The organism is Kribbella capetownensis (assembly GCF_004331485.1).
GTDB classification, from domain to species: Bacteria; Actinomycetota; Actinomycetes; order Propionibacteriales; family Kribbellaceae; genus Kribbella; species Kribbella capetownensis.
Genome location: NZ_SJKD01000001.1, coordinates 402,202 through 424,714, shown reverse-complemented (window position 1 = coordinate 424,714; position 22,513 = coordinate 402,202). Strand labels below are relative to the sequence as shown.

The 22,513-nt window shown below is 68.1% G+C and carries 22 protein-coding genes, 1 tRNA gene, 1 other RNA gene and 3 pseudogenes; 15 read left to right on the top strand and 12 right to left on the bottom strand.

What is annotated here, in order from left to right; genetic code table 11:
• Positions 1–41: 41 nt before the first annotated feature.
• Complete coding sequence (locus tag E0H75_RS02030) at positions 42–839, top strand: DUF899 domain-containing protein (protein ID WP_131511305.1); 798 nt, start codon at positions 42–44, stop codon at positions 837–839.
• Here E0H75_RS02030 and E0H75_RS02025 read toward each other — a convergent pair.
• Positions 836–1,582: a class I SAM-dependent methyltransferase gene (locus tag E0H75_RS02025; RefSeq protein WP_131511304.1), complete on the bottom strand. Its 747-nt coding sequence runs from the start codon at positions 1,580–1,582 to the stop codon at positions 836–838. The genes E0H75_RS02030 and E0H75_RS02025 overlap by 4 nt on opposite strands.
• A gap of 128 nt (positions 1,583–1,710) precedes the next feature.
• Here E0H75_RS02025 and E0H75_RS02020 point away from each other — a divergent pair, with 128 nt between their 5' ends.
• The 3 genes from E0H75_RS02020 (at position 1,711) to E0H75_RS02010 (ending at position 4,870) form a co-directional block, all read left to right on the top strand.
• Positions 1,711–1,944 (top strand): GntR family transcriptional regulator, encoded by a 234-nt coding sequence (locus tag E0H75_RS02020; RefSeq protein ID WP_131511303.1) that lies wholly within the window; start codon positions 1,711–1,713, stop codon positions 1,942–1,944.
• A 675-nt stretch (positions 1,945–2,619) separates the two neighbouring features.
• On the top strand, positions 2,620–3,180 hold the full coding sequence (locus tag E0H75_RS02015; protein WP_202872799.1) for an AAA family ATPase: 561 nt from the start codon (positions 2,620–2,622) through the stop codon (positions 3,178–3,180).
• Between the two features lie 115 nt (positions 3,181–3,295).
• Complete coding sequence (locus E0H75_RS02010; protein WP_131511301.1) at positions 3,296–4,870, top strand: hypothetical protein; 1,575 nt, start codon at positions 3,296–3,298, stop codon at positions 4,868–4,870.
• Positions 4,871–4,874: 4 nt separating this feature from the next.
• Here E0H75_RS02010 and E0H75_RS02005 read toward each other — a convergent pair whose 3' ends face one another.
• On the bottom strand, positions 4,875–5,321 hold the full coding sequence (locus tag E0H75_RS02005) for a hypothetical protein (protein WP_131511300.1): 447 nt from the start codon (positions 5,319–5,321) through the stop codon (positions 4,875–4,877).
• A 71-nt stretch (positions 5,322–5,392) separates the two neighbouring features.
• On the opposite strand from E0H75_RS02005, the gene E0H75_RS43885 reads away from it, so the two are divergent.
• On the top strand, positions 5,393–5,902 hold the full coding sequence (locus E0H75_RS43885; RefSeq protein WP_131511299.1) for a DinB family protein: 510 nt from the start codon (positions 5,393–5,395) through the stop codon (positions 5,900–5,902).
• Positions 5,903–6,012: 110 nt separating this feature from the next.
• Here E0H75_RS43885 and E0H75_RS01995 read toward each other — a convergent pair.
• A pseudogene (locus tag E0H75_RS01995) lies at positions 6,013–6,696 on the bottom strand (maleylpyruvate isomerase family mycothiol-dependent enzyme); the annotation flags it as partial.
• 243 nt (positions 6,697–6,939) lie between these two features.
• Positions 6,940–7,027, bottom strand: a tRNA-Ser gene (locus E0H75_RS01990).
• A 317-nt stretch (positions 7,028–7,344) separates the two neighbouring features.
• Between E0H75_RS01990 and E0H75_RS01985 the strand changes: the two genes are divergently transcribed.
• Positions 7,345–7,968, top strand: coding sequence for a CatB-related O-acetyltransferase (locus E0H75_RS01985; protein WP_131511297.1), 624 nt, complete (start codon positions 7,345–7,347; stop codon positions 7,966–7,968).
• On the top strand, positions 7,965–8,951 hold the full coding sequence (locus tag E0H75_RS01980) for a GNAT family N-acetyltransferase (RefSeq protein ID WP_131511296.1): 987 nt from the start codon (positions 7,965–7,967) through the stop codon (positions 8,949–8,951). Before E0H75_RS01985 ends, E0H75_RS01980 begins: the two co-directional genes overlap by 4 nt.
• On the opposite strand, the gene E0H75_RS01975 is transcribed toward E0H75_RS01980, so the two are convergent.
• The gene (locus E0H75_RS01975; protein WP_202872798.1) at positions 8,928–9,743 is read right to left on the bottom strand and encodes a TIGR03620 family F420-dependent LLM class oxidoreductase; all 816 of its coding nucleotides are present in this window, start codon (positions 9,741–9,743) and stop codon (positions 8,928–8,930) included. The genes E0H75_RS01980 and E0H75_RS01975 overlap by 24 nt on opposite strands.
• 106 nt (positions 9,744–9,849) lie before the next feature.
• Between E0H75_RS01975 and ffs the strand changes: the two genes are divergently transcribed.
• Positions 9,850–9,946: signal recognition particle sRNA small type (ffs, locus tag E0H75_RS01970), an RNA gene on the top strand.
• Between the two features lie 49 nt (positions 9,947–9,995).
• The gene (nadE, locus tag E0H75_RS01965) at positions 9,996–10,811 is read left to right on the top strand and encodes an ammonia-dependent NAD(+) synthetase (protein ID WP_131511295.1); all 816 of its coding nucleotides are present in this window, start codon (positions 9,996–9,998) and stop codon (positions 10,809–10,811) included.
• Positions 10,812–10,957: 146 nt separating this feature from the next.
• Here nadE and E0H75_RS01960 read toward each other — a convergent pair whose 3' ends face one another.
• From E0H75_RS01960 to E0H75_RS01945, 4 genes are read right to left on the bottom strand one after another with little or no spacing between them, the layout of a single operon-like run.
• Positions 10,958–11,815, bottom strand: a complete 858-nt coding sequence (locus E0H75_RS01960) for an alpha/beta fold hydrolase (RefSeq protein ID WP_131511294.1) — start codon at positions 11,813–11,815, stop codon at positions 10,958–10,960.
• 10 nt (positions 11,816–11,825) lie between these two features.
• On the bottom strand, positions 11,826–12,236 hold the full coding sequence (locus E0H75_RS01955) for an SRPBCC family protein (RefSeq protein WP_131511293.1): 411 nt from the start codon (positions 12,234–12,236) through the stop codon (positions 11,826–11,828).
• A 1-nt stretch (position 12,237) separates the two neighbouring features.
• Complete coding sequence (locus E0H75_RS01950) at positions 12,238–12,705, bottom strand: MarR family winged helix-turn-helix transcriptional regulator (RefSeq protein ID WP_131511292.1); 468 nt, start codon at positions 12,703–12,705, stop codon at positions 12,238–12,240.
• Positions 12,702–13,565: an N-acyl homoserine lactonase family protein gene (locus tag E0H75_RS01945; protein ID WP_131511291.1), complete on the bottom strand. Its 864-nt coding sequence runs from the start codon at positions 13,563–13,565 to the stop codon at positions 12,702–12,704. Before E0H75_RS01945 ends, E0H75_RS01950 begins: the two co-directional genes overlap by 4 nt.
• A 96-nt stretch (positions 13,566–13,661) precedes the next feature.
• Here E0H75_RS01945 and E0H75_RS01940 point away from each other — a divergent pair, with 96 nt between their 5' ends.
• Positions 13,662–15,290 (top strand): long-chain fatty acid--CoA ligase, encoded by a 1,629-nt coding sequence (locus E0H75_RS01940; RefSeq protein WP_165553386.1) that lies wholly within the window; start codon positions 13,662–13,664, stop codon positions 15,288–15,290.
• Here E0H75_RS01940 and E0H75_RS01935 read toward each other — a convergent pair.
• From E0H75_RS01935 to E0H75_RS42865, 3 genes are read right to left on the bottom strand one after another with little or no spacing between them, the layout of a single operon-like run.
• Positions 15,275–16,099: an aminoglycoside 6-adenylyltransferase gene (locus E0H75_RS01935; RefSeq protein ID WP_131511290.1), complete on the bottom strand. Its 825-nt coding sequence runs from the start codon at positions 16,097–16,099 to the stop codon at positions 15,275–15,277. The two genes, E0H75_RS01940 and E0H75_RS01935, sit on opposite strands and share 16 nt — an antisense overlap.
• A gap of 15 nt (positions 16,100–16,114) precedes the next feature.
• A complete protein-coding gene (locus tag E0H75_RS01930; protein WP_202872797.1) occupies positions 16,115–16,477 on the bottom strand; it encodes a hypothetical protein in 363 nt (120 codons plus the stop codon).
• On the bottom strand, positions 16,474–16,650 hold the full coding sequence (locus tag E0H75_RS42865) for a hypothetical protein (RefSeq protein ID WP_165553384.1): 177 nt from the start codon (positions 16,648–16,650) through the stop codon (positions 16,474–16,476). Before E0H75_RS42865 ends, E0H75_RS01930 begins: the two co-directional genes overlap by 4 nt.
• 338 nt (positions 16,651–16,988) lie before the next feature.
• On the opposite strand from E0H75_RS42865, the pseudogene E0H75_RS45205 reads away from it, so the two are divergent.
• The 5 genes and pseudogenes from E0H75_RS45205 to E0H75_RS01905 form a co-directional block, all read left to right on the top strand.
• Positions 16,989–18,812: pseudogene (locus E0H75_RS45205) on the top strand (DNA polymerase III subunit gamma and tau); the annotation flags it as partial.
• 1,079 nt (positions 18,813–19,891) lie between these two features.
• Positions 19,892–20,506 carry a DUF2461 family protein gene (locus E0H75_RS01920; RefSeq protein WP_131511289.1) on the top strand — a complete coding sequence of 205 codons (615 nt, stop codon included), beginning with the start codon at positions 19,892–19,894 and terminating at the stop codon, positions 20,504–20,506.
• 225 nt (positions 20,507–20,731) lie between these two features.
• Positions 20,732–21,001 (top strand): annotated as a pseudogene (locus tag E0H75_RS45200) (YbaB/EbfC family nucleoid-associated protein); the annotation flags it as partial.
• A gap of 256 nt (positions 21,002–21,257) precedes the next feature.
• A complete protein-coding gene (gene recR / locus E0H75_RS01910; RefSeq protein WP_131511287.1) occupies positions 21,258–21,857 on the top strand; it encodes a recombination mediator RecR in 600 nt (199 codons plus the stop codon).
• Positions 21,850–22,494, top strand: coding sequence for a DUF5063 domain-containing protein (locus E0H75_RS01905; RefSeq protein ID WP_131361381.1), 645 nt, complete (start codon positions 21,850–21,852; stop codon positions 22,492–22,494). Before recR ends, E0H75_RS01905 begins: the two co-directional genes overlap by 8 nt.
• Positions 22,495–22,513 lie beyond the last annotated feature (19 nt).

The window sequence follows — 22,513 nt, the reverse complement described above, 5'->3', positions numbered from 1 at the left end:
CGCCGGATGGGTACCGGAAGGAATCTGTTGGGAGGTTCGGGATGAGCAAGATCGGCAATCTGCCGGAGGTCGTGTCGCCGGAGGAATGGTTCGCGGCGCGGCGGGAGTTGCTCGCCAAGGAGAAGGAACTGACGCGGGCGCGGGATCGACTCAACGCGGATCGCCGCCGGTTGCCGATGGTCTGGATCGACAAGAAATACCTGTTCGAAGGGCCGGAGGGGACGGTCGGGCTCCTCGACCTGTTCGAGGGCCGGCAGCAGTTGGTGATGCACCACTTCATGTTCGATCCGGACTGGGGCACGGGCTGCACGAGTTGTTCCTCCGCCGCCGACGGGATCGGCAAGCTGCGGCAGTTGCAGGTGCGCAACACGACGCTTGTTGCGGTCTCGCGGGCGCCGTACGCGAAGCTCGCCGCCTATCGGGACCGGATGGTTTGGTCGTTCCCGTGGTACTCGTCGTACGGCGGTGACTTCAACTACGACTTCCAGGCCACGCTCGACGATCGGATCGCGCCGGTGCTGTTGCAGTTCCGCACCGAAGCCGAGATGGCCGATATCGCCGGCTCAGGTGCGCCGCTGTCGGACGGACCGTGGACCGAGGACTGGCGTGGAATGGACATGCCGGGCATCAGCGCGTTCCTGCGGGTTGATGACGAGGTCTTCCACACCTACGCGACGTACGGCCGCGGGATCGAGGACTTCCACAACGGCTATCGCTACCTCGACCTCACCGTCCTCGGCCGCCAGGAGGAGTGGGAGGAACCAGCCGGCCGCGCTGAGCCCCTCGGCTTGCAGGTCGGCGGGCCGAACATGCGCGTGCCGGACGAGTACGACGTCTAGGACCGTCTCGCCAGGTGGAGCGTCAGGTCGGAGACCAGGGTCACCTCGTCCGGGAGCACGGCGGCGATCCGCTCGAAGACCAGTTCCCGCGTCCTGCCGGGAAGCAGCAGGTACGCCGAGAGCGTCGACAGGTGGCCGATGTAGTCCGCTGCCGTCAACGTCGTACGCCGTTGGATGGAGGTCCGGCGTACGTCGGTAAAGAGGTCCGAGCGAAGCAGGTCCGTCCCGGGCCACTCCTCCGCGGTGCCATCACGTGACGGAATGCCGTCGTCCGCCACGAATTCCGACCTGGCGAGGACGACAGCCTCGTCGAGGTCCTTGTCCGCGAGATACAGCGGCCCGTTGAAGGACGCGAGGATCCCGCCAGGGTTGAGCAGCGCAGCCACGCGCGTCCAGCGATCGGTCGGATCGGTCCAATGCAATGACGCTGCTGCGAAGACCAGGTCGAACGTGGAAGTCAGCGGCAGATCCTCGAACGCGCCCTGCACCGCGGTGACACTCGACGGCACCTGCTTGCGCAACTCCTCGAGCATCGCCGCGTCCGGCTCTGTGGCCGTCACCGCGATCCCCCTCGCGGCAAACACCCGGGTGGCCTTCCCGGTCCCCGCCCCGATCTCCAATGCGGTGCTCACCGCCCGGCCGGCGTACTCCAGGACCTTGTCCACAAGCTCGTCCGGATACCCCGTCCGGAACCGCTCGTACGCCGCAGCCGCACCCCCGAAACTCAATGCCCGCTCAACCATGCGTCGATGTTTTCACTGTCCCGGCGTGTAGCGCACCTGAGTTATCTCGTTGCGAAGGACGGCGTACATCACCATCGTCGACCCGGAGCTTGGCGCCGCACGGCAGTACGCCGGCCATCCGCGCGAACATGACGTCGATGGAATTCTGCCTGTCCCGGCATCGGCTCGACCGCCTACGCGTCTCCGCAGAGCAGCACGTCGCGATCGCCCGCGCCATCGAGTCCGGCAACGAACGCCGGGCCGCTCAACTGTCCGCCGACCGCCTCCGCGACAGCCTCGACGTCGTCGTCCAGTCCCTCTCCACCTCCCTCATCGGCCCCGACGACCACGCCCCCGCTCCGCTCGGTGTTCAGTCGACGTGAGTCGCTCGCGAAGTACGTCCGGGACTTTGAGAGGTGTGCCGTCCGTCTCTCGACTTGCCAGTGCTCGACGCAGTAGGTCGACGTCCAGCGATGCCGGGTCGACGGCCGTGAGAGTTGCCTGCAATCTGTCGGGCTGGTCGCGGAAGAGCATGGTCGCGAGCTGAACCTCAATTGGTACGACGGGGATCTGCGTCCCGTTCCAGTCGATGACCAACCGCTCGTCCCAGACTGCTGCGGCGGGGGTTTCGACCAACAGATCTGCTGGCGCCGAACTGTCGATATGCGCTAACTCAACCCTGAACCCAGCCAGCGTCCACCGGCCGAAGGTCCAACGGGCATCGCCGGGGCCCACGAACGTCATGGTTGGCTCAGGCACGCTGCTGAACCAGATCGGATCTGTTGGGCTCGATCGATCCGTCCGGCTCGGCAGGACGGTCGCCGCCGTACGGACGCCTGCGGCTGTTGACACCGCAACGTCGAGGTCGCCCGGCTCGATGGCCACGCCGTGAAGGGCTGTCGCCGCGCTGCCGACCAGCATCCACTCCACGTCGGTCCCCGCCAGCCGCACGGCAAGCTCCCGAAGCGCGTCCGCCCATCCACCATCCATGCGCCGACCCTGCCAGCCGCCACCGACAAGAAAGAACGTGATTGCTCGGGTGGTGGGGGTTTGGCACGATGCCGGGCATGCGTGGTGTGGGTGCGCCGGCGTGCGTGTTGGTGACGGGGATGCCTGGGGCTGGGAAGTCGACGGTTACCCGGCTGGTTTCCGAGCGGCTGCCGCGGTCGGCCCGGATTGGTGGCGATGAGGTCAACCAGCTGATCGTGAACGGGTTCGTCTGGGCCTTGGGTCAGCCTGCCGACGAGGCTGCACGCCAGGTGGAACTGTTGCACCGCAACCTGTGCGCGCTCGCGAACAACTTCATTGACGCCGGCTTCACGCCACTGATCGACGCGATGATCCCGTCCCGCGCGAAGCTCGACTTCTTCCTCGACCTGCTTGCGCCGCGCCAGGTCCTGTTCATCGTCCTCACTCCGGGCATCGAGGTCTGCCGGCATCGCAACGAGATCAGGGATCCTGCCGAGCGGTTCGACTTCGACGGGTACGACGCCCTCGAAGCCGACATGCAGCGTGAGTTCGGCGACGCCGGCTGGTGGTTCGACACCTCGGCGCTGACGCCTACCGAGACCGCCGACCGGATCGTCGCCGAAGCCCAGCACCGCGCGCGCGTGAACTGACACCGCGGCAGGTTGTGCACGACCTCTCGCGCGGAGGCCTTGGTTCAGGTACCGTCTGATGAAATTACGGTCATGACCGAAATCCGATCACCGCCCTGATCAGGAGGCTTGTCCGATGGAGAACCACACACCTGGGATCAACCGCCGTACGCTGCTCGGCGCCGCTGGAGTCGGCGCGCTCGGCTGGGGACTGTCCTCCCACACCACCGCGCGCGCCGCCAGTGCCGACGCCGAGGAGTGGACCACTCGAGCGAAGTTCGACGCGCTCGACCTGGGCTTCAACAACGGCAACGGCCGCAAGGACGAACTCAACGAGGACCGCGGTGCGGTCGGTTGGGGCGAGGCGTACATCCTGCAGGCCTACCTGCTCATGTGGGAGGCCTACCGGGATCCGTACTACCTCGACAAGACGATCGACCACGCCGACCACATGCTCGCCACCCGCGACTCTGTGCGCGGCGTGAGCGACTGGCGCGGCCTGTCGCTGCCTGCGTGGCGGATCTACTGGCCGTACTCCGCGGGCGAATTGGCGCTCGCCGACGTGCAGGGCCGGCCGTCGCTGCGGCTCCGGACCGCGTGGACGTTCGCGGAGAGCCTCGACGTCACCGCGTCTGCCGGCACCAGTCCGGGCACCTTCAAGATCACGACGTACCACCGTGACAAGCATGTCGGCCGGACGTACGACAACCTGACGATGGACCCGGGTTCGGCGGACTTCGCCGTACGCCGGATCAACGCGGCTTTCGACGGCCGGGTCGATCTGCTGACGGCCAAGGACCTGCGGCCGTCGCCGGACGCCGCGGGTGATCCGGCGCCGCTGGTCGACACCATGCACTCGGCGTACTTCCACTCGTCGGTGCACTCCGGTCAGGCGGCGTACCCGCTGGCCTGGTTCGGGCGCATCGTGGCGACGACTCCTCGGCTGCGATCGGTACGCCGGTACCGGGACAAGGCGAAGGAATACCTGGACGCCGCCGAACAGGCGCTCGCGGTCCACGACGAGGAGTACCGGCTGTCGGATCAGGGCGGCGGCTACTACATCTACCTCCGCGACGTTCCGAACAACTTCGACGGTGTGGACCTGCCGCACAACTACGCCACCTCGCCGGCACGGGCGTACCTCGAGCTGACGCACGCCGGCCGGCACAAGCACCGCCGGCGGGCGACGGAGCTGGTCCGCGACTTCGTCGGCGACCTCACCCGGCAGACCGACGGCACCGCCACCTGGCACTACTACCGGACCAACGGATGGCTGTGGTCCGGCTGGACCAGGGCCGACGACCTGTCCGACAACTTCCCCGCGCACGGACCCGCCCGCCAGCAGGAGGACGTGTCACACGCCCACGTCAGCATCACGATGGCTGCGGCCGCCTACCGGGCCCGGATCGGCGTCACCAGCGACGACATGACCCAGCTGTGCTGCACGTTCAGCCAACGAGTCCTGGTCACCGCAGCGGACGGCAGACCGACGGTCACCACGAACGTGGACGGCAGCGGGCCGTTGTCCAACCCGGCGTACGAGTCGATCATCCCGTCCTGGCTCGGCGTGGCGTCGTTCGGCGACACCCAGGCACTGGTCCGCGCCGCCGCCGAGCGGTTGGCGGTCAACAATCCGGCGCCCGAGGTGATCCCGATGTTCTCGACGGCCTACCTGAACTGGGCCGCCCGCACCGGCGCCCGCCTGCGCTGACGCTTCAGATGCCTTCGGCGAACGCACTCCGGATGCTGTCGCCGTACGCATCGTCCGCCAGCGCGTCCAGGTGCGCCTGGCCGAGTTCGAAGTGCCGACAAGCGTTGGCGTCATCGCCGAGGCGTCGATAGTCGACGGCCAAGTTGAGGTGGAGGGACGGCAGGAGGGCGTTCTTGCCGCCCGCGTTGCCTCTCTCGACCGCTCGCTGGTCGGTCAGTTCGTCCATGAGAGCGAGGGCTCGGAGGTCCCACGCAAGCTCGTCCTCGGGGTTCTCCTGCACGTCAGCCAGCGAGTGAGCCAGGAAGACCTTGGCGAACGCGTCGTCTCCACTGTCAACCTCAACGACCAGGGCCTCCATCAAGGCCTTCGCTTCCGGCGAGCGTCCCTGTTCGCGAAGGGCAATCCCCTCGCGAATGGCGGCGAACGCAGACGACTCGGGCGAGATGGTCATGCTGGCCTTCATATCACTACAACTACCTGCAACAGGCCTGGGTGAGCGGGACAGTTGCGTAGCCTGTGGGGATGACTGAGGTTGTTCCGGTTACGCGTAGTCGTCCGATCTCGCGTGGGTCCGAGCGGGCGATGTTGGAGAGCATGCTCGACTTCTACCGCGCCACTGTGGTCAACAAGGTGGCTGGGCTGACGGACGATCAGGCGTTCACGGCGGTGGTTTCGCCGTCGAGTCTGACGCCGGCGACCGTGGTGAAGCACCTGGCGGGGACCGAGCGGTTCTGGTTCAGCATCGACTTCGCGAATCTCGACGTGGAGTGGCCGTGGCCGGACGACGATCTGCACGGCAACTTCCGGATCGCGCCCGGCGACACTCTGGCTGCGATCGTGGAGGACTACGTCCGGGAGTGCGAGAACTCTCGACGCGCGATCACGGACGCCGACCTCGACGATTCCGCCCGCGGCCAGGACATGGACTTCACGCTGCGCTTCGCGATGATCCACATGATCGAGGAAACCGCCCGCCACTGCGGCCACCTCGATCTGTTGCGCGAAGCAACAGACGGCACCGTCGGTACGTAGCCGCCGCCGGGCCTGGTGTGGGTCAGTCGGTGACCCAGTCCATGTGGTCGATCCAGTGGTCGAACAGGGCCCGATCGCCCTGCACATCCGGGAACCTCGCGCAGCGGGCGGCGCCGGCTGATCACGAGCAGTAGTTCGGCGGCCGGCCCGCGGACCGCGACGTCCGCCTTGCCGTGTGCGCGTGCCAGGACGACCCGGTCCGCTTCCCGGCGTGCCAGCCACTCCCCGGGCGCGTCGGTCGCGTGGAAGTGCAAGGTCTGTCCGCCACCGCGCATCGCATCGGCGAAGCCCGGTCTGTTCTCCCAATAGCCGCTGGAAGTCATCGTGTCCAGCCAGTCCTCGAGGGCCTCAGCGGCATACTCCGGCGCCAGTTCGTACCGCATGCCGAGCGCCGCAGCCGCGTCCGCGCGATGCACGCACGCCTCGCCGAACAGCCGGCGTGACCAGAACGGCACGCCCGCGGCGGCGCCGGACGGATCCCACACCGGCGTGTCATCGTCGACCGAGTCGAACGCCTGCTTCGCCTCGGCCGCGGCGTCGGTCATCCAGGCGCCCCACTGGCCCGAATCGGCCGGCGCCGGAACGTACCGGGCGAACGCCTCGCTCGGCTCACTCATCCGCTCACCCACGAGCATTGCCACCATGCGCTGGGTCGCGCTGACATGATCGACCAGATCGGCCAGCGTCCACTGCGGGCACGTCGGCACCGGGATCGCCGCATCCTTGCCGTCCACCCACTCGGCGAACGTGCTCGTCTGCTCCACAACGGCGTTCAAATATCCGGTCGTATCCATCGCTCCCACTCCCAAGCACTGCGTCGACACCTGCCGAACCTGCGTCGTGCCGCCTCAGCCGGTCGGCCGTTCCATCTCCGTGAGGCTAGGAGCCGGCCGCCTGCGTCCGCATCGGTCGAACGACTGGCGCTGAGCCGCCCGAGACCCCGAACAACAGAAAGGCCGGTCGCCTCAGCAACCGGCCTTCCTCCATGCTCGTCCCGCTGAAGCGCTCCGACCTGCGGTTTTGCTGCTCCGGGGGAGTGGCGGAGGATACGAGATTCGAACTCGTGAGGGGTTGCCCCCAACACGCTTTCCAAGCGTGCGCCCTAGGCCTCTAGGCGAATCCTCCAAGCCGAGAGGATACGCGAGCGGCGAGGGTTTCGGAAAATCGGGGGGCGTGAGCCTGGGGCGGGGCGGGACGACTGTGTCGGGTGGGAGAGGAGGTGGGGGTGGAGCGGCGCCAGCCGACTGCGGTCTGGTCGGTGTGCCGGTCGTTGTCCTCGCACTCGTGTTGCTCGCCGTCGCGCACCACGCCAAGAAGCGATGGGACCGATCGGTCCGTTGGGGATCGCGATGAAGCGTTTCGGTGGCAGACGGGCGGGTCTGCTGGTTGGTGGCGTGGTAATTGTGCTGCTGGTGGTGGGGGTCCTCATCTAGGGTCGGAGCATGGATGCACCGGATCCGAACGTCGTCCATCCGATGCCCGAGGCCGAGCGGGTCGTGCTGCTGAAGGCGGTGGTCAAGTCGCCGCTGATCGACGTGGGCGACTACTCGTACTACGACGATCCGCGGGATCCGGTGGGGTTCGAGACGAACAACGTGCTCTACCACTACGGACCCGAGCGGCTGCGGATCGGTAAGTACTGCGCGCTCGGCGAGGGTACGACGTTCATCATGAACGGCGCCAACCACCGGATGGACGGGCCGTCGACCTTCCCGTTCCCGATCATGGGTGGCGCCTGGGCGGAGCACTTCGACCTGATCACCGGGCTGCCCGGTCGCGGCGACACCGTGGTCGGCAACGACGTGTGGTTCGGGTATCGCAGCCTGGTCATGCCCGGGGTGACGATCGGCGATGGCGCGATCATCGCGTCTGGTGCGGTCGTGGTCGACGACGTACCGCCGTACGGGATCGTGGGTGGGAATCCGGCGAATCTGATCCGCCGTCGGTTCTCCGACGAGGACGTCGAGCGACTCTTGGCGACCGCCTGGTGGGATTGGCCGGTCGAGCGGGTCACGGCGAATGTCCGGGCGATCATGGCCGGCAGCATCGAGGAGCTGGAACGATGAACCTGGTACTGCGGCCGATCGCGGTCGAGGACGTTGGCGCGCTGCAGGATTTGATCGAATCGGATCCCGGCTACACCGAGCGGGTCACGGGCTATCCGCCCGGGCCGGCGGACGCGCAGAGTCTGCTGATGATGCGGCCGGATGGGCTGGCCGAGGACGCGAAGGTCGTGCTCGGGGCGTTCCAAGACGGCCGGCTCGTCGCCGTCGCCGACCTGCTCAGGGGTTTCCCGAACGACCACACCGCCTACATCGGCCTCCTCGAGGTCCATTGGAACCATCAGGGGCTCGGCATCGGCAGGGCGACGTACGACCTGATCCAGCAGTACGTCGAGACGTCGTGGCCGGAGGTGCGGACGCTGCGGCTGGCGATCGTGGCGACGAACGCGCACGTCGCGACCGCGTTCTGGCTGCGGCAAGGGTTCGAACCGACGGGTGAGGAGCGTCCGTACCGGTACGACAAGCTGGAGACGACGGCGCGGCTGTACGAGAAGCAGCTGACCTGGGCGCATCCGCACCTTGAGGTGCGTGACTCGCCGGTCGCCGGAAAGGGGCTGTTCGCAACGAAGCCGATTGCCCAGGGCGCCGTTGTCGGTCAGCTGTCCGGTCGCCGGGTGACGACCGCGGAACTGCGAGAACTCCTGAAGAACCCACCGGTCGACACCATCACGATCGACGACGACGAACACCTTGTGCTCAGCAACGATCCCCGACCGGTGATTGCGTACGGCAACCACAGCTGCGACCCGAACATGTGGTGGGTCGACGCCGTCACCATCGAGGCCCGCCGGGACATCGCGGCGGGCGACGAGGTGACGAGCGACTACGGGACCTCGACCGGCGTGGAGTACAACCTGCAGTGCAGCTGCGGATCCCCGTTGTGCCGCGGTGTCGTCACCGGCGACGACTGGAAGCTGCCGGACCTGCAGGCCAGGTACGGCGACCACTGGATCCCGACACTGCTACGCAAGCAGCGTGGGGGCTAGCGCCCTCCATTGCTCCACCGGCTGCGGACCGGTGACGCCGGTAATGACGTTGACTGTCACGTGGTCAGCGCCGGCGTCCAGGTGCTCGGTCAACTTGGCCTTGATATCCGCCGGCGTACCCCAGGCGGCAAGTGCGTCGACCATGTGATCGGGCAGCTCGGCCTGATCCTTCTCAGGGAACCCCTGCCGCTTGAGGGAGGCGGCGTACCCGGGGATCTGTGGGAAGAAGCTGATGGTGTTCCGCGCGATCGCCCTGGCCTTGTCGGCGTCGGTCTCCAGAACGACGAGATGGCTCACCGCGAGCAGCTTGTCCGGTCCGAGCACCTTGCGCGCCTCGGCGGAGTACGGCGCAGAGACCAGGAACGGGTACGCGCCGGCGGAGCGGTCGCGGGCCAGCTCGAGCATGCGCGGGCCGAGTGCTGCGAGCACCCGACGCTCTTCCGGTACGTCGACCTCGTCGAGGAACGCACTGATCTTCGCCAGTGGCTTGGGACCGTGCGCACCTCCGAGCCCGACGGTGAAGCGTCCCGGGGCGGTCTTCTCGAGCGAGGCGTACGCCGTACTGACGTCGGCGGCACTGTATTTGTCGACGGAGAGAATCCCGCTGACGAATTTGATCGAGTTGGTTGCGCCGATCAGGTCGGCGATGGTCTGCAGCCCCGGCAACGGGCCGCCGGACAGCCAGATCGCGGGGTACCCGAGCTCCTCGGCAGCCTGCGCCGCCGCCAGCGACTCCGGGCTGCTGGTCAGCCCGGTCGTGATCCCGAACGGACCGAATTGATGATTCGTCACCCAGTCAGCTTGATCCTCGTCCGGTCCCGGTAGCTACCGTGTTCGCTCAGAGCGTTGTCCGTGCGGACCGATTCCCGGTTGGCCGTCGCCATCCCGTACACTCTTGGTCGGTTCCCCGCGTGGCGGTATCTCGCCCAACTCCCCCAGGGCCGGAAGGCAGCAAGGGTAAGTGAGCTCTTCCGGGTGCGCGGGGAATCCTCATGTCTGGGCCCTTTAGGCTGGTCAGGCCGAACCTGACCGTGAGGGAGCCCGATGAGCGACGAACGCCGCTACCTGCAGGAACTGATCATCGCCGAGCTCGGCGTGTCCCCGTCGTTCGACCCGGACACCGAGATCGAGCGCCGGGTCGAGTTCCTCGCCGACCGCCTCCGGCTGACCGGCGCGACGTCGTACGTGCTCGCCATCAGCGGCGGCGTCGACTCCGCGGTGGGCGGCCGACTTTCTCAGCTCGCGGTCGAGCGGATCCGCGCCGAGGGCGGCCAGGCGACGTTCGTGGCGATGCGGCTCCCGTACGGCGTCCAGGCCGACGAGGACGATGCCCAGCGGTCGCTCGAGTTCATCAAGCCCGACGAGACCCTCGTGGTCAACATCAAGCCTGCCACCGACGCCATGGTCGACTCAGTCCGGCACTCCGGGCTCGGGGACCGTGAGGACTTCCACATCGGGAACGTGAAAGCCCGGCAGCGGATGATCGCGCAGTACGTCGTGGCTGGGGCTCGTGGTGGTCTCGTGGTGGGGACCGACCATGCGGCTGAGGCGGTGATGGGGTTCTTCACGAAGTACGGCGATGGGGCGTGCGACCTGACGCCGTTGTCCGGGCTGACCAAGCGGCGGGTGCGGGACGTCGGGGCGCGGCTGGGCGCGGCACCGGAGATCACCGGGAAGGTGCCTACGGCTGACCTGGAGACGAACAATCCGGGGTTACCGGATGAGGCGGTGCTCGGGGTGACGTACGACGAGATCGACGACTTCCTCGAAGGCCGCGAGATCGACGAGAAGGCAGCGGCGACGATCATCGCAACCCACCGACGTACGGCACACAAGCGGGCCCTACCGATCGCTGTGTAAAGGCATGTGGTCGACGGCCGCGTGTTCGCGGTCGCTCCCACCCGCTCGGTGTGTGGCGCTAAGGACAGGAGGTAGTGGCCTCCGGGCGGCGGTGTGGGTGCGGTCCAGGCGGCGGCGTCGGTCGGCGAGCCGACTACCTCCTGTCCTTAAGCGGGGGTGAGGACGAAGTCGGTGATTAGGTTGGTGAAGGTTGCTGGTTGTTCTGCGTGGACGAAGTGGCCGGCGCCTGGGGCGAAGTAGTACGTGCCGTGGGGGACATCCGACTGGAAGCGGGCGATTTCTTCGGCGCTGGTTGCCGGGTCGTGTTCGCCTTTGATGAGGAGAGCGGGTTGGGTGATCTTCGCGAACAGTGGCAGGGGTGATTCGGCGAAGTCGGCGGTGCGGGTGATCTCGTCGGAGAAGCGGGCAGCGCGGGATTGGATTTCTTCGGGGAGTTCGGTGTCGGACGGGAGGGCGAGGGTCTTCGTGTCGGGGCCGAGGTAGATCTCCATCCGGCGGTCGCCGAGGCGGCCGAGGAGGGCGACGCGTTCGTCCCACATCTGTTTGGTCGCGGGCCCGGTGTGGGGCGGGATCTCGACGCCGGGGAGCAGCGGCAGCGCGGCCTTCAGCAAGGTGTCGGTGGCAAGGACCATGTCCCAGCCCGGGTTCTCGAACATGACCTTGGTGACGGCCTCGGGATGCATCACGGCGTACCGGACGGCCAGGCGACCGCCGTACGAATGCCCGAGGATCGACCACTTCTCCAGGCCGAGCGTCTCGCGGAGTGCCTCGAAGTCGGCGATCAGGTCGTGTTCCGTGACCGGTCCGGTGAGGGGATCGGATTGCTGTACGCCGCGCTGGTCGACGCCGACGACGTGGAGTTGCTCGGCGAGCCGGTCACCCTGGAACGACATGAAGTCGTACGACCCGGCTCCCGGACCGCCGTGCAGGAAGAGCACTGGCGGTGCGTCCTCGGGGCCGCGTCGGTCGACGTACAGCCTGGTGTCACGGACCTCGATCAGCATGCCCGCAAGATTAGGCGCGACCAGCCTTCCGTGTCAGGAGTCGCTGAACCCGAGTCGCGAGGCGGTTGAGGCGGACGTGGGCGATTCCGCGGTAGGCGGGCTTCAACACAGCGGCGAGGGGGCCGGATTGGGTGAAGGTGTGGGTTACCTGGCCGGAGTCGGCGATGGTCCAGATGCCGGATTCGCGGAAGCCGGGGACTTGCCAGTGGATCTCGATGCGGTCCGGCTCGATTGCGGCGTACTCCAACCGGCCGCTGAGCCCCGGGCGGACCTGAAGTGTGTACGGCGTTCCGACAGTAGGCACAGCTGGGCCGGAGAGGGAGACGAACGCCTCGTTCCACTCGGGCAGTGCGAGTACGTCGAGGAGTACGGCGCGGATCGTGTCGCGGTCGGCTGGGATGGAGAGGGTCGCTTGTTCCATTTCAGGTGTCCTGTTCTGCTGCGCGGCGCCGGGCGAGGGCCTCACCGGCGGGGAAGGCGCCGGCCAGCACCCGCAGCGTTTCGATGGTTTGATCAACAGGCTGATCGGCGACGAGGTCGTCGATCGCCTTGTGCAGAACGGTTTCGGCCGCGACGATTCGTTGGCTGAGCTTGCGGCCTTCCGCGGTCAGGCTGAGGGCGAGGTAGCGCCGGTCCGATGGATCCGTGTCGCGTTGGACCAGGCCCTGCGCGACCAGCCGATCCACCAAGCGGCTCGGGCTGTTGCCCGTCTCGCAGACGAGCAGGCCGCCGAGGGCGCTGAGGGTGAGCGGCCCGTGGTCGCGCAGCACCCGCAGCACCTCGGCCTGCGAAGGCGTCACCCCGAGCGGCCGCAGTTCCGCAGCCAGCAGTCGGTTGCCCTCGCGTTGGATCGCGAGGATCAGGTAGCGCAGTTCTTCCGCCGCCTTCACGCCGCCCCCGCTGGGACCGCGCGGGCGAGCAGCCCAGCTGCCGCCGGGTCATGCGCGGCCAGTACGACGAGGTCCGGGTGCAACGCTCGCAGTTCGTTGACCTGGGCAACGGTACGCCGGAGCGCAGACCTGGATCCGACTCCCGGGATCTCACCAGCGGCCAGCAGGTTGGCGTCGTACGTGAGATCGCCGACCATCAACAGCGGCGGCCCCTCGGGGCGGCGGACCAGCAAGGACAGGGATCCAGGCGTGTGCCCGGGCGTCGGTAGCAGGACCAGACTGCCGTCACCGAACAGGTCGTGCCCGGCGCTGAACGGCGCGATCGTGGAGTCGTCGAGTGGTTCGGGGCGGATCAGGTCCCAGCGCAGGCCGGGCAGCTCGATGTGGGAGCGGAGGAAACCGCGGGCGGCTGCGAGCGGCCTGCGCATCGAGGTCCACTCGGGTTCGCTGATCACGATGCGGGCGTGTGCGAGCTCGGGCAATCCGCCGATGTGGTCCTGGTGGAGGTGGGACAGGACTGCGGTGTGGACGTCGCGGATGTCGTACCCGATCGCGGCCAGCTGCCGGGTCAGCGTCTGCTCCGGACCGATCTCGAACTGTGCCAGCCGGTCGTAGACCACCCCGTTCAGGCCGCCGGGGAAGTACCCGGGATCGGTCACGGACGCGCGGTCCTGCCCGGTGTCGAACAGCACCAGTCCGTCGGCGTGCTGCACGACGTATGCGTTGACGGGTCGCGGCTGCGTCCACTCTCGTGAGGTCGCGAGCCAGACATAGAGGTTCTTGGTCGTCGGTCCGACATGTTCGGGCCGGATCTTGACGGTGCCTGTGCTCACCACGGACACCCGGTCGATCGTCGGCATGAGCAATAGATTACACGACATGTATGTCGTGTCAACTGTCTCGCGACACCCGCGGGATCGTGGCCAAGCTGACAGCATCGCTGGCACAGTGTCTGCATGAAGGGTCTGATGCAGAACTTCCAGCTGTCCTTGGACAGCATCTTTCTCCGGGCCGAGCAGTTCTACCCGGACAAGACCGTCTACACCGGCGGTCCGGCGCCGGCGAAGCTCACGTACGGCGAGTGGGCCGACCGGACCAGACGGCTAGGCGGCGTCCTCGACACACTGGGCATCAGCGCGGACGGACGGGTGGGGACCTTCGCCTGGAACTCCGGCCGCCACCTCGAGCTGTACTTCGCCGCGCCCTGCACCGGCCGCGTCCTGCACACGCTGAACATCAGGCTCTTCCCGGACCAGGTCGTCTACATCGCAAACCATGCCGAGGACGAGGTCGTGTTCGTCGACCGGTCCCTGCTCGGGCTCTTCCTGCCGCTGCTCGATCGCCTGCCGCTGCTTCGTCACATCGTGGTGATGGACGACCTGCCTGCCGGCGCGGACCGTTTGGAGGTGCCGGACGACCCGCGGTTCCACGACTACGAGGTACTGCTGGCCGCGGCCGAGCCGGTCGAGTTCCACGTCGAGGACGAGAACCAGGCCGCCGCGATGTGTTACACGAGCGGTACGACGGGCAACCCGAAGGGCGTGGTGTATTCGCACCGGTCCACCTGGCTGCACTCGATCGGCGTACTGACGAACGCCGGGATCGGGCTGGACGAGACGGACACGGTGATGCCGGTCGTGCCGATGTTCCACGCGAACGCCTGGGGTCTCGCGCACGCGGCGCCGATGGCCGGGGCGAGCCTGGTCTTCCCGGGTCCGGACATGACTCCGCAGGGGATCCTCAAACTGCTGCAGGAACAAGAGGTCACGCTGTCGGCGGGTGTGCCGACGATCTGGCAGGGCGTGTTGCCGCTGCTGGACGGTGTCGAGCTTCCCAAGCTCCGCCGGATCCCGTGTGGTGGGTCCGCCGTACCGCTGGCGTTGTCCGAGGCGTTCCGGGAGAAGCTCGGCCGGCCGATCCTGCAGGCGTGGGGGATGACCGAGACGAGCCCGGTGGCGACGGCCTCGCACGTACCGGCCCGGAACAGGGACCTGGCCGAGGACGAGCAGGCACATCTGCGATCGCGGCAAGGGCTGCCGCTGCCTGGTGTCCAGGTGCGGATCGTCGAGCCGGGGTCGATCACGCCGCTGCCGTGGGACGACGAGGCGACCGGCGAACTGCAGGTCTGCGGTCCGTGGATCGCGGCCGAGTACTACCAGCCCGACGAGCCGGTCCAGCTGACCACGGAGGACGGCTGGATGAAGACCGGCGACGTCGCCGCCATCGACAGGTTCGGCTCGGTCCGCCTGGTCGACCGCACCAAGGACCTGGTCAAGTCCGGCGGTGAGTGGATCAGCTCCGTCGAGCTGGAGAACCTGCTGATGGCTCACCCCGACGTCAAGGAGGCGGCCGTCATCGGCGTACGTCATCCCAAGTGGGACGAACGTCCGCTGGCCTGCGTGGTCCTGCAGGAAGGCGCCACCGTCACCGGCGACGAGATCCTCGAGTACCTCCGCCCGCAGGTCGCCAAGTGGTGGCTCCCGGACGCCGTCGAGTTCATCGACGAGGTGCCGAAGACGTCGGTCGGCAAGTTCTCCAAGAAGGACCTACGGACGCGCTTCGCCGACTATCACCTGGAGGAGTAGAACTCGACGCCGAAGTGGTTGCGCAGGTGCGCCAGGGTCGCGTCGACGAACTCGGCCGGCCAGCGTTCACCGGTCACCTGCGCCAGGGCGGTGCCACGCTCGATGAACTGCCGGCAGATGTACTGGTTGGCGGCGATGATCCCGGCCGGATCGGAGCCCGCCGCCGGGATCGCCTCCAGCGCGGCGCGTTGCTCGTCGGACAGCAACGCGTTGAGGCGTTTGGCTCCACCGGTACGGCGTACTCCGCGCTCGGCCAGCATGAGGTTGATCAGCTGATCCCGGACCGCGCCGACGCCTTGGTTGCCGACGATGCGTTCGTCCCGGCCGAGCACCGTGACGAGGTTCCCGAGGAAGTAGAAGAAGAGGTTCACCGGGCCTTCGGGCCAGTACGGCGTACCGGGAAGCCCTTCTTTTGCAGGGATGTCGCCGTCCGGGAACAAGGTGCCGTCCCGGTCGAACAGCACCCGCACCCCGTCGTACTGCAAGCGATCGAACGAGCTGAGCGGGTGGATGACGAGATCGACATGCAGCCAGTCGGGTGTGATGCCGAGTCCGCCGACCAGGCCGGGGATGCGGTCCGCCCACACCGTCGGCCCGGTCAGCGCGGTCATCGGCTCGAGCCAGTTCTCCTCGAACCAGCCGACGCTCTCGTCGGTGACGACGCAGTGCACGTCGACGTCGCTGAAGCGGTCCGCCTGGCCGGTGCCGTAGCTTCCGACCAGGTAGACCGCCAGGATCCGTTCGTCCGCAGGCAACTCGCTGCCTGCTCGCTTGATGACCGCCTGCTGCTTCTCGTCCCCAGTAGTCATCTTCGGATCGTATGCTCACTCACTGAAGAGCGGCTGCTCGGTCTGTTGCGCCCAGCGGAACGCGACCGCGTCGGCGAGCGTGCCCGGGACCTTGCCGATGCTCTGGATCACCGTGGCGGTGCCGTTCGCGTGACCAACGGCGTACAGGTATCCGGACCCGGTGTCCTTGTCGATGCCGAGCAGGAGCGTCCCGTACTGACCGCAGCGGCTGGCCATCAGCGTCTCGAATCCCTGCCACGTCGAGCTGCGGACCACCTTCAGCACCGGACGCATCGGCGTGGTCAGCGGGATGTGGACGGTGTAGAGCGCGCCGTTGCGCATCGTCATCAGCAAGGTGTCGTACGTCGACGTCCGGCTGAGCAGCGTCATGGCCTTCACACCGGCGAAGCCTGGGTACGACGCTGCGCGGTTCGTCGTGCCCGTGATGATCCAGCGGTCCCAGCCGCCGCCACCCGGTCGATGATGACCTCGTACGGCCGGTCCTGGGTGCTGAGCCTGACCTGGCCGGGCGCGAAGACTCCCCGCGCGCGGAGCTGGTCTTGGCGGGTCACCGGTCGACTGCTCACGAACAAGTGCGACAGATGATCCCTGTGGAGCTCACGCCTCCTGCATCGATGCGGCAGGCGGCCGCTGTAGCGTCGACCGCTGAAGTGCTTGCTGTGCTCGTGGTTGCCTGAGCGGCTGTCAGGAGCAGTGCCACTGCCGCGGTCGCGAGCACGATGCCCCACTTGGTCCCGCGCTGTCCGTCGTACTGCCCTGTCCGTCGTCCCTTCATCTGTTCCCCCCAGTTGTGCGATTGTGAGCGACAGGACGCGCGTTGCCGGACCGAAGTTCGCGGCGGCACGGCGCGGGGGAGGAATTGTCGGGCGGCGGCGCTAGGGTTGCGGGCGTGGAAGCACCCCTTGCGTTGTACCGCCGGTATCGCCCGGACACGTTCTCCGAGGTGATCGGTCAGGACCATGTCACCGCGCCGCTGCGGAACGCGCTGAGCAACAACCGGGTCAACCACGCCTATCTGTTCTCCGGGCCGCGCGGCTGCGGCAAGACCACCAGCGCCCGGATCCTGGCCCGCGCCATCAACTGCGAGAAGGGCCCGATCGCCGAGCCGTGCGGGGTCTGCAAGTCCTGCACCGACCTGGCGCGCGGCGGTCCCGGCAGCATCGATGTGATCGAGATCGACGCCGCGTCGCACGGTGGTGTCGACGACGCGCGCGACCTGCGCGAGCGGGCGTTCTTCGCGCCGGTCGAGAGCCGCTACAAGATCTACATCATCGACGAGGCGCATATGGTGACCACGCAGGGCTTCAACGCCCTGCTGAAGCTGGTCGAGGAGCCGCCGCCGCACCTCAAGTTCATCTTCGCGACCACCGAGCCGGACAAGGTGATCGGGACGATCCGGTCCCGGACCCACCACTACCCGTTCCGCCTGGTCCCGCCGAAGGCGCTCGGCGACTACATGGCCTTGTTGTGCGAGTCCGAAGGCGTGGCGATCGAGTCGGCCGCGCTGCCGCTGGTTGTGCGCGCGGGCGCGGGTTCGGTGCGTGACTCGCTGAGTGTGCTTGACCAGTTGATCGGTGGTGCGGGGCCGGACGGCGTGACGTACGAGCTGGCCGTTGCGCTGCTCGGGTTCACGCCGGACTCGTTGCTGGACGCGTGTGTGGATGGGTTCGCGGCGCACGACAGCAGGGCTGTGTTCGAGACGGTCGAGAAGGTCATCGAGACCGGCCAGGACCCGAAGCGGTTCGCCGAGGATCTGCTCCGGCGGCTGCGCGACCTCGTCGTACTGTCCGCCGTGCCGAACGCGGTGGCCTCCGGCCTGATCGAGGCCGCGGAGGACCAGGGCGAGCGGCTGCAGACGCAGGCCGCGGGGATTGGTGCGGCCGAGCTCACCCGGGCGGCCGACATCGTTGCGGCTGGACTGCTCGAGATGCGTGGGGCTACGGCTCCTCGGCTTCAGCTCGAGCTGATCTGCGCGAAGGTGCTGCTGCCTGGTGCCGACGACTCGACCAACGGTATTCAGGCCCGGCTGGACCGGATGGAACGTCGCCTGACGATCGGTGTGCCGGTTGGTACGCCGGAAGCCGCTCCGACCGCGCCGTCTGGTGTCGCGGCAGCGCCGTCCGGTGCCGCTGCGGTGCCGCCGGGCGCCGCGCCTGCGCAGTCTGCTGCGGCTGCGCCATCGGGTGCGGCGGGTGCGCAGTCGGCTGCTGCGGTTGCGCCTGTGGCGTCGCCGGCGTCCGCGGAAGCGCCTGCGAACGCGTCGGCCAGTCGTGCGGCAGCCCGAGCGGCCGCTGGTGGCGGGCCGGCGTCGGGTGGTGGGGAGCCTGCGGGCGGTACGCCGTCCGGCGGGGCGGATGCGGCTGGTGGGGACGGCTCGGCGAGCCGGAAGGGTGCCTGGGGACAGGAGCCACCTGCAGGTCAACCCGCAGGATCGTCGGGAACGTCGGCGCCGTCCGCGCCTGCAGAGTCAGCTCCGGCGTCGGCGAGTGCGAGTGCTGCGGGGGCGCCGGCGGGTGGGGCTGTGGGTTTGGCGGACATCAGGCGGTTGTGGCCTGAGGTGCTGGAGGCTGTGAAGGCCAAGCGCCGGTTCGCCTGGATCATGCTGAGCCAGAACGCGCAGGTTATCGCCATAGACGACCAGACTCTGACGCTCGGGCTGGTCAACGCGGGCGCTCGTGAGAGCTTCGCTCGGTCTGGCAGTGACGAGATCCTCCGCCAAGCCATGATCGACACCATCGGCCTGAACCGCCGCGTGGAAGCAGTAGTCGACCCCTCCACCGACCCAGGCGCAGGCGGCGGCCACCAACCAGCCGCGCCGCGCCCCGGCGGCCCCCAATCCGGCGGCGGCTCAACCACGCCCGCAGGTGGAGCGCCCGGAGCAGGCGGCACGAGCGGTGCGCCTACCGCGGGCGGTCCGGGCGGTGCGCCCAGCGCGGGCGGCGCGAGCGGCGCGCCTGGCACCGGTGGTGCGGGCGGTGCGAACAGTGCGCCTGGCGGTGCGGGCAGCGCGGGCGGCCAGGGCGCTGGACCTGCGACGGCAACTGGTCCGACCGGCGGCACCACCTCGGCCGGAGGACCCGACTCAGCTGGTGCGGCCGGGGTAGGCGGACCAGGTGGCTCGGGTGTAGGTGGTCTCGCATCAGGTTCTGACGGGACCGCACCCAGTGGAGCGGACACAGCCGCTACCGGCCCAGGATCCGCGGCAGGGACAGGCGCCGCTCCCGGAGCAGGCAGTGCTCCCGGTGCAGGCAGTGCACCTGGCGGAGGTGCCGGTCCTGGCGCAGGCACGGCTCCCGGTCCTGGCTCGCAGGGGTCGTCTCGGGATGCGCCGGTGGGTGGCTCGGGGGCGTCGGGTCGGGGCTCGCGGGGTGCCTCGAACGGTGCTAGTGGGCAGTGGTCCGACTGTCCAGGTGGTGCGATCGCCGTACAGGAGCCGCCGGACCCGGAGTACGACGTACCGCCAGAGCCTGATCCATGGGATGACTCACGCCGGCCGGCGCCCGATCGCCGTGAGCAGGCAGCCAGCAAACGCCGTGCCGCGGAAGCCGCGGTAGCCGCCGAGCAGGCCCGCCGAGCCGCGGCCGCCCCCGCGACTCCAGAGGTCCCCCTCACCCCCGAGGAAGAAGCCGACTCGATCGGCGAGGACGACGTGGTCCTGGAAGACGACTCCCGCTCCCACACCGACCTCCTCCGCGAAACCCTCGGCGCTCAGATCATCACCGAAGAACCCAACTAGCAGCAGTCCACGCACCCGGCAGGAAGTTGTCGGTGCTGCGTGGCAAGTTGCTGGGTATGGGGTTCCAAGGATGGAGCGACGCGGCGTTCGATGTGATGGTCGAGCTCGAAGGCGATCCGAGTCCTGTTCAGTTGGAGTCGCACCGGGATGACCTGGAGCGGTACGTGCGCGGCCCGTTGCAGGACCTGTGTGACGAACTGAACGACACGGGCGAGTTCGGCAAGTTCTGGTTGGGCGGGATGTCCGATCGCCCCGCGGCGTGGCAGCGGCAGAACGCGACGTCGTGGATCGCGCGGCGGATCCGGATCTCGTTCACGTTCGACGTCGACGGGTTCGCGCTGGGCGGTGGCTCGGCGCATCCCGAGAGCGATCAGGTTCGGCGTTACCGCGCGATGGTCGACGCCGAGGACAGCGGCCGCGAACTCGCCGGGATCGTCGAAACGCTCGGCCGCGACGGCTACCAGCTCACTGGGCCGAGCGCGGTTCGGATGCCGCGTGAGTACTCGTCCGACCATCCGCGCGCCGACCTCCTCCGGCGGCGATCCGTGTACGCCGAGAAGCCGATCGACACCGATGACGTCGGGCTGATCGCCAAGACGCTCCGGCCGCTCGTCGAGCTCACCACCTGGTACACCGACTACGTCGTCACCACCGGCTGGGAGAAGCCGTAGTCATCCACACGGGGATGTGGATCAAGCCAGGCGGCTTCCACAGGATTCACAGGCTGTGGACGGGAATGTTCACAGGGTTGTGGATAACTTGGGGAGACTGGTCGGTTTCTGGTCCGAAGTGGGGTTGTCCTGGGGACCGGCTAGTGTTGAGGCTCGGGGTAGTCACAGAGCGGTTGGGACGAGGAGATCGCAGTGTTCGACGGTGGCGGTGCTGGGGGCTTCGACATGTCCAACCTGCTCGCGCAGGCGCAGGCGATGCAGAACCAGCTGATGGAGGCCCAGGCCGACCTGGAGAGCCAGGAGATCGAGGGCTCGGCAGGCGGCGGCCTGGTGACCGCGCTGGTGTCAGGCACCGGGGAGTTGCTGAGCCTGACGATCAAGCCGCAGGCGGTCGACCCGGACGACACCGAGACGCTGGCCGACCTGGTCGTCGCCGCGGTGCGCGACGCCTCGGAGAACGCGAAGGAGGTCGCGGCCCGGGCGATGGGCCCGCTGGCCGGCGGCCTCCCGGGGTTCGGCGGCGGTCCGGACGCGCCGGACTTCGGCGGCGCGGGGCTCCCCGGACTCGGTGGTGGATCCGGAGCACCGGCCGGTTTCAGCCTGCCAGGTTCGACGACCCCCGCGGTCGAGTCCGGTGAAGAGAGTGACGACCCGGACAAGGGTGGCTCCACGGGCGGTCCCAGTTCGGGCGGTGCCGGGTTCGTGAACCCGGGTAACGGGACCGGCCAGCCCGGTCAGAACCCGGGCTGACGTGTACGAAGGGGCCGTCCAGGACCTCATCGACGAGCTCGGCCGGTTGCCCGGTGTCGGTCCGAAGTCCGCGCAGCGGATCGCGTTCCACCTGCTCGCCGCCGACGAGACCGACGTACGGCGGCTCGCGCATGTGCTCGTGCAGGTCAAGGAGAAGGTCAAGTTCTGCGAGATCTGCGGCAATGTCGCGGAAGAAGTGCAGTGCCGGATCTGCCGGGACCCGCGCCGCGACCTGAGCCTGATCTGTGTGGTCGAAGAGGCCAAGGACGTGGTCGCGATCGAGCGGACCCGCGAGTTCCGCGGTCGGTACCACGTCCTCGGCGGCGCGATCTCGCCGATCGAGGGGATCGGGCCGGACGAGTTGCGGATCAAGGAACTGATGCAGCGGCTGGCCAGCGGAGAGGTGACCGAGATCATTCTGGCCACCGATCCGAACCTGGAGGGTGAGGCGACGGCGACGTACCTGAGCCGCTTGCTGCGGCCCATGGGCTTGCGCGTCACCCGATTGGCTAGTGGACTTCCTGTAGGCGGTGACCTCGAGTATGCCGATGAGGTCACACTCGGACGGGCGTTTGAAGGGCGACGATCGATCGATGACTGATTCAACCGATATTGCAGAGCGCGCGCTGGGCACCGACTCCGAGGACCTCTCCGAGTTCGCCGAGCAGATCGCCGACCAGGTGCAGAGCTTCCTGATCTCGGTGCGCGACATCGCCGCACAGCCGGACGAGGACGGGGTCGACGAGGGCCTCGCCTCGCTGCCGTACCTGCTGCTCGAGGTGAGCCAGTTGCTGCTGGCCGGCGGCCGGCTCGGTGCGTTCGAGGACTTCGTCCCGGACGAGCGGTTCGAGTCCGACGCCGGACCGGATCCGGACCTGGACGCGATGCGCGACCGGCTCGCGGTGCTGTTCGAGGGCTTGGACGAGTACGCCGAGGTCTTCGACCCGTACGCCGCTCCGCCCGAGATCACCGTCAACCGGTTGTCGGACGACCTGACGGCGATCGCGAACGACCTCGTGCACGGCCTGGCCCACTACGAAGAGGGCCGGATCGTCGAGGCGCTCTGGTGGTGGCAGTTCTCCTACGTGTCCACCTGGGGTGCCGCGGCGAGTGCCGTACTGCGGGCGATCCAGTCACTGATCGCGCACGACCGGCTCGAGCCGGCCCACGACGCCGAAACCGAGGCCACCGACCGTGAACTGGTCGAGGTCGCGGAGGAAGCCGTTCAGCGGCGCTAGTCGGATGGACTCGCGGGCC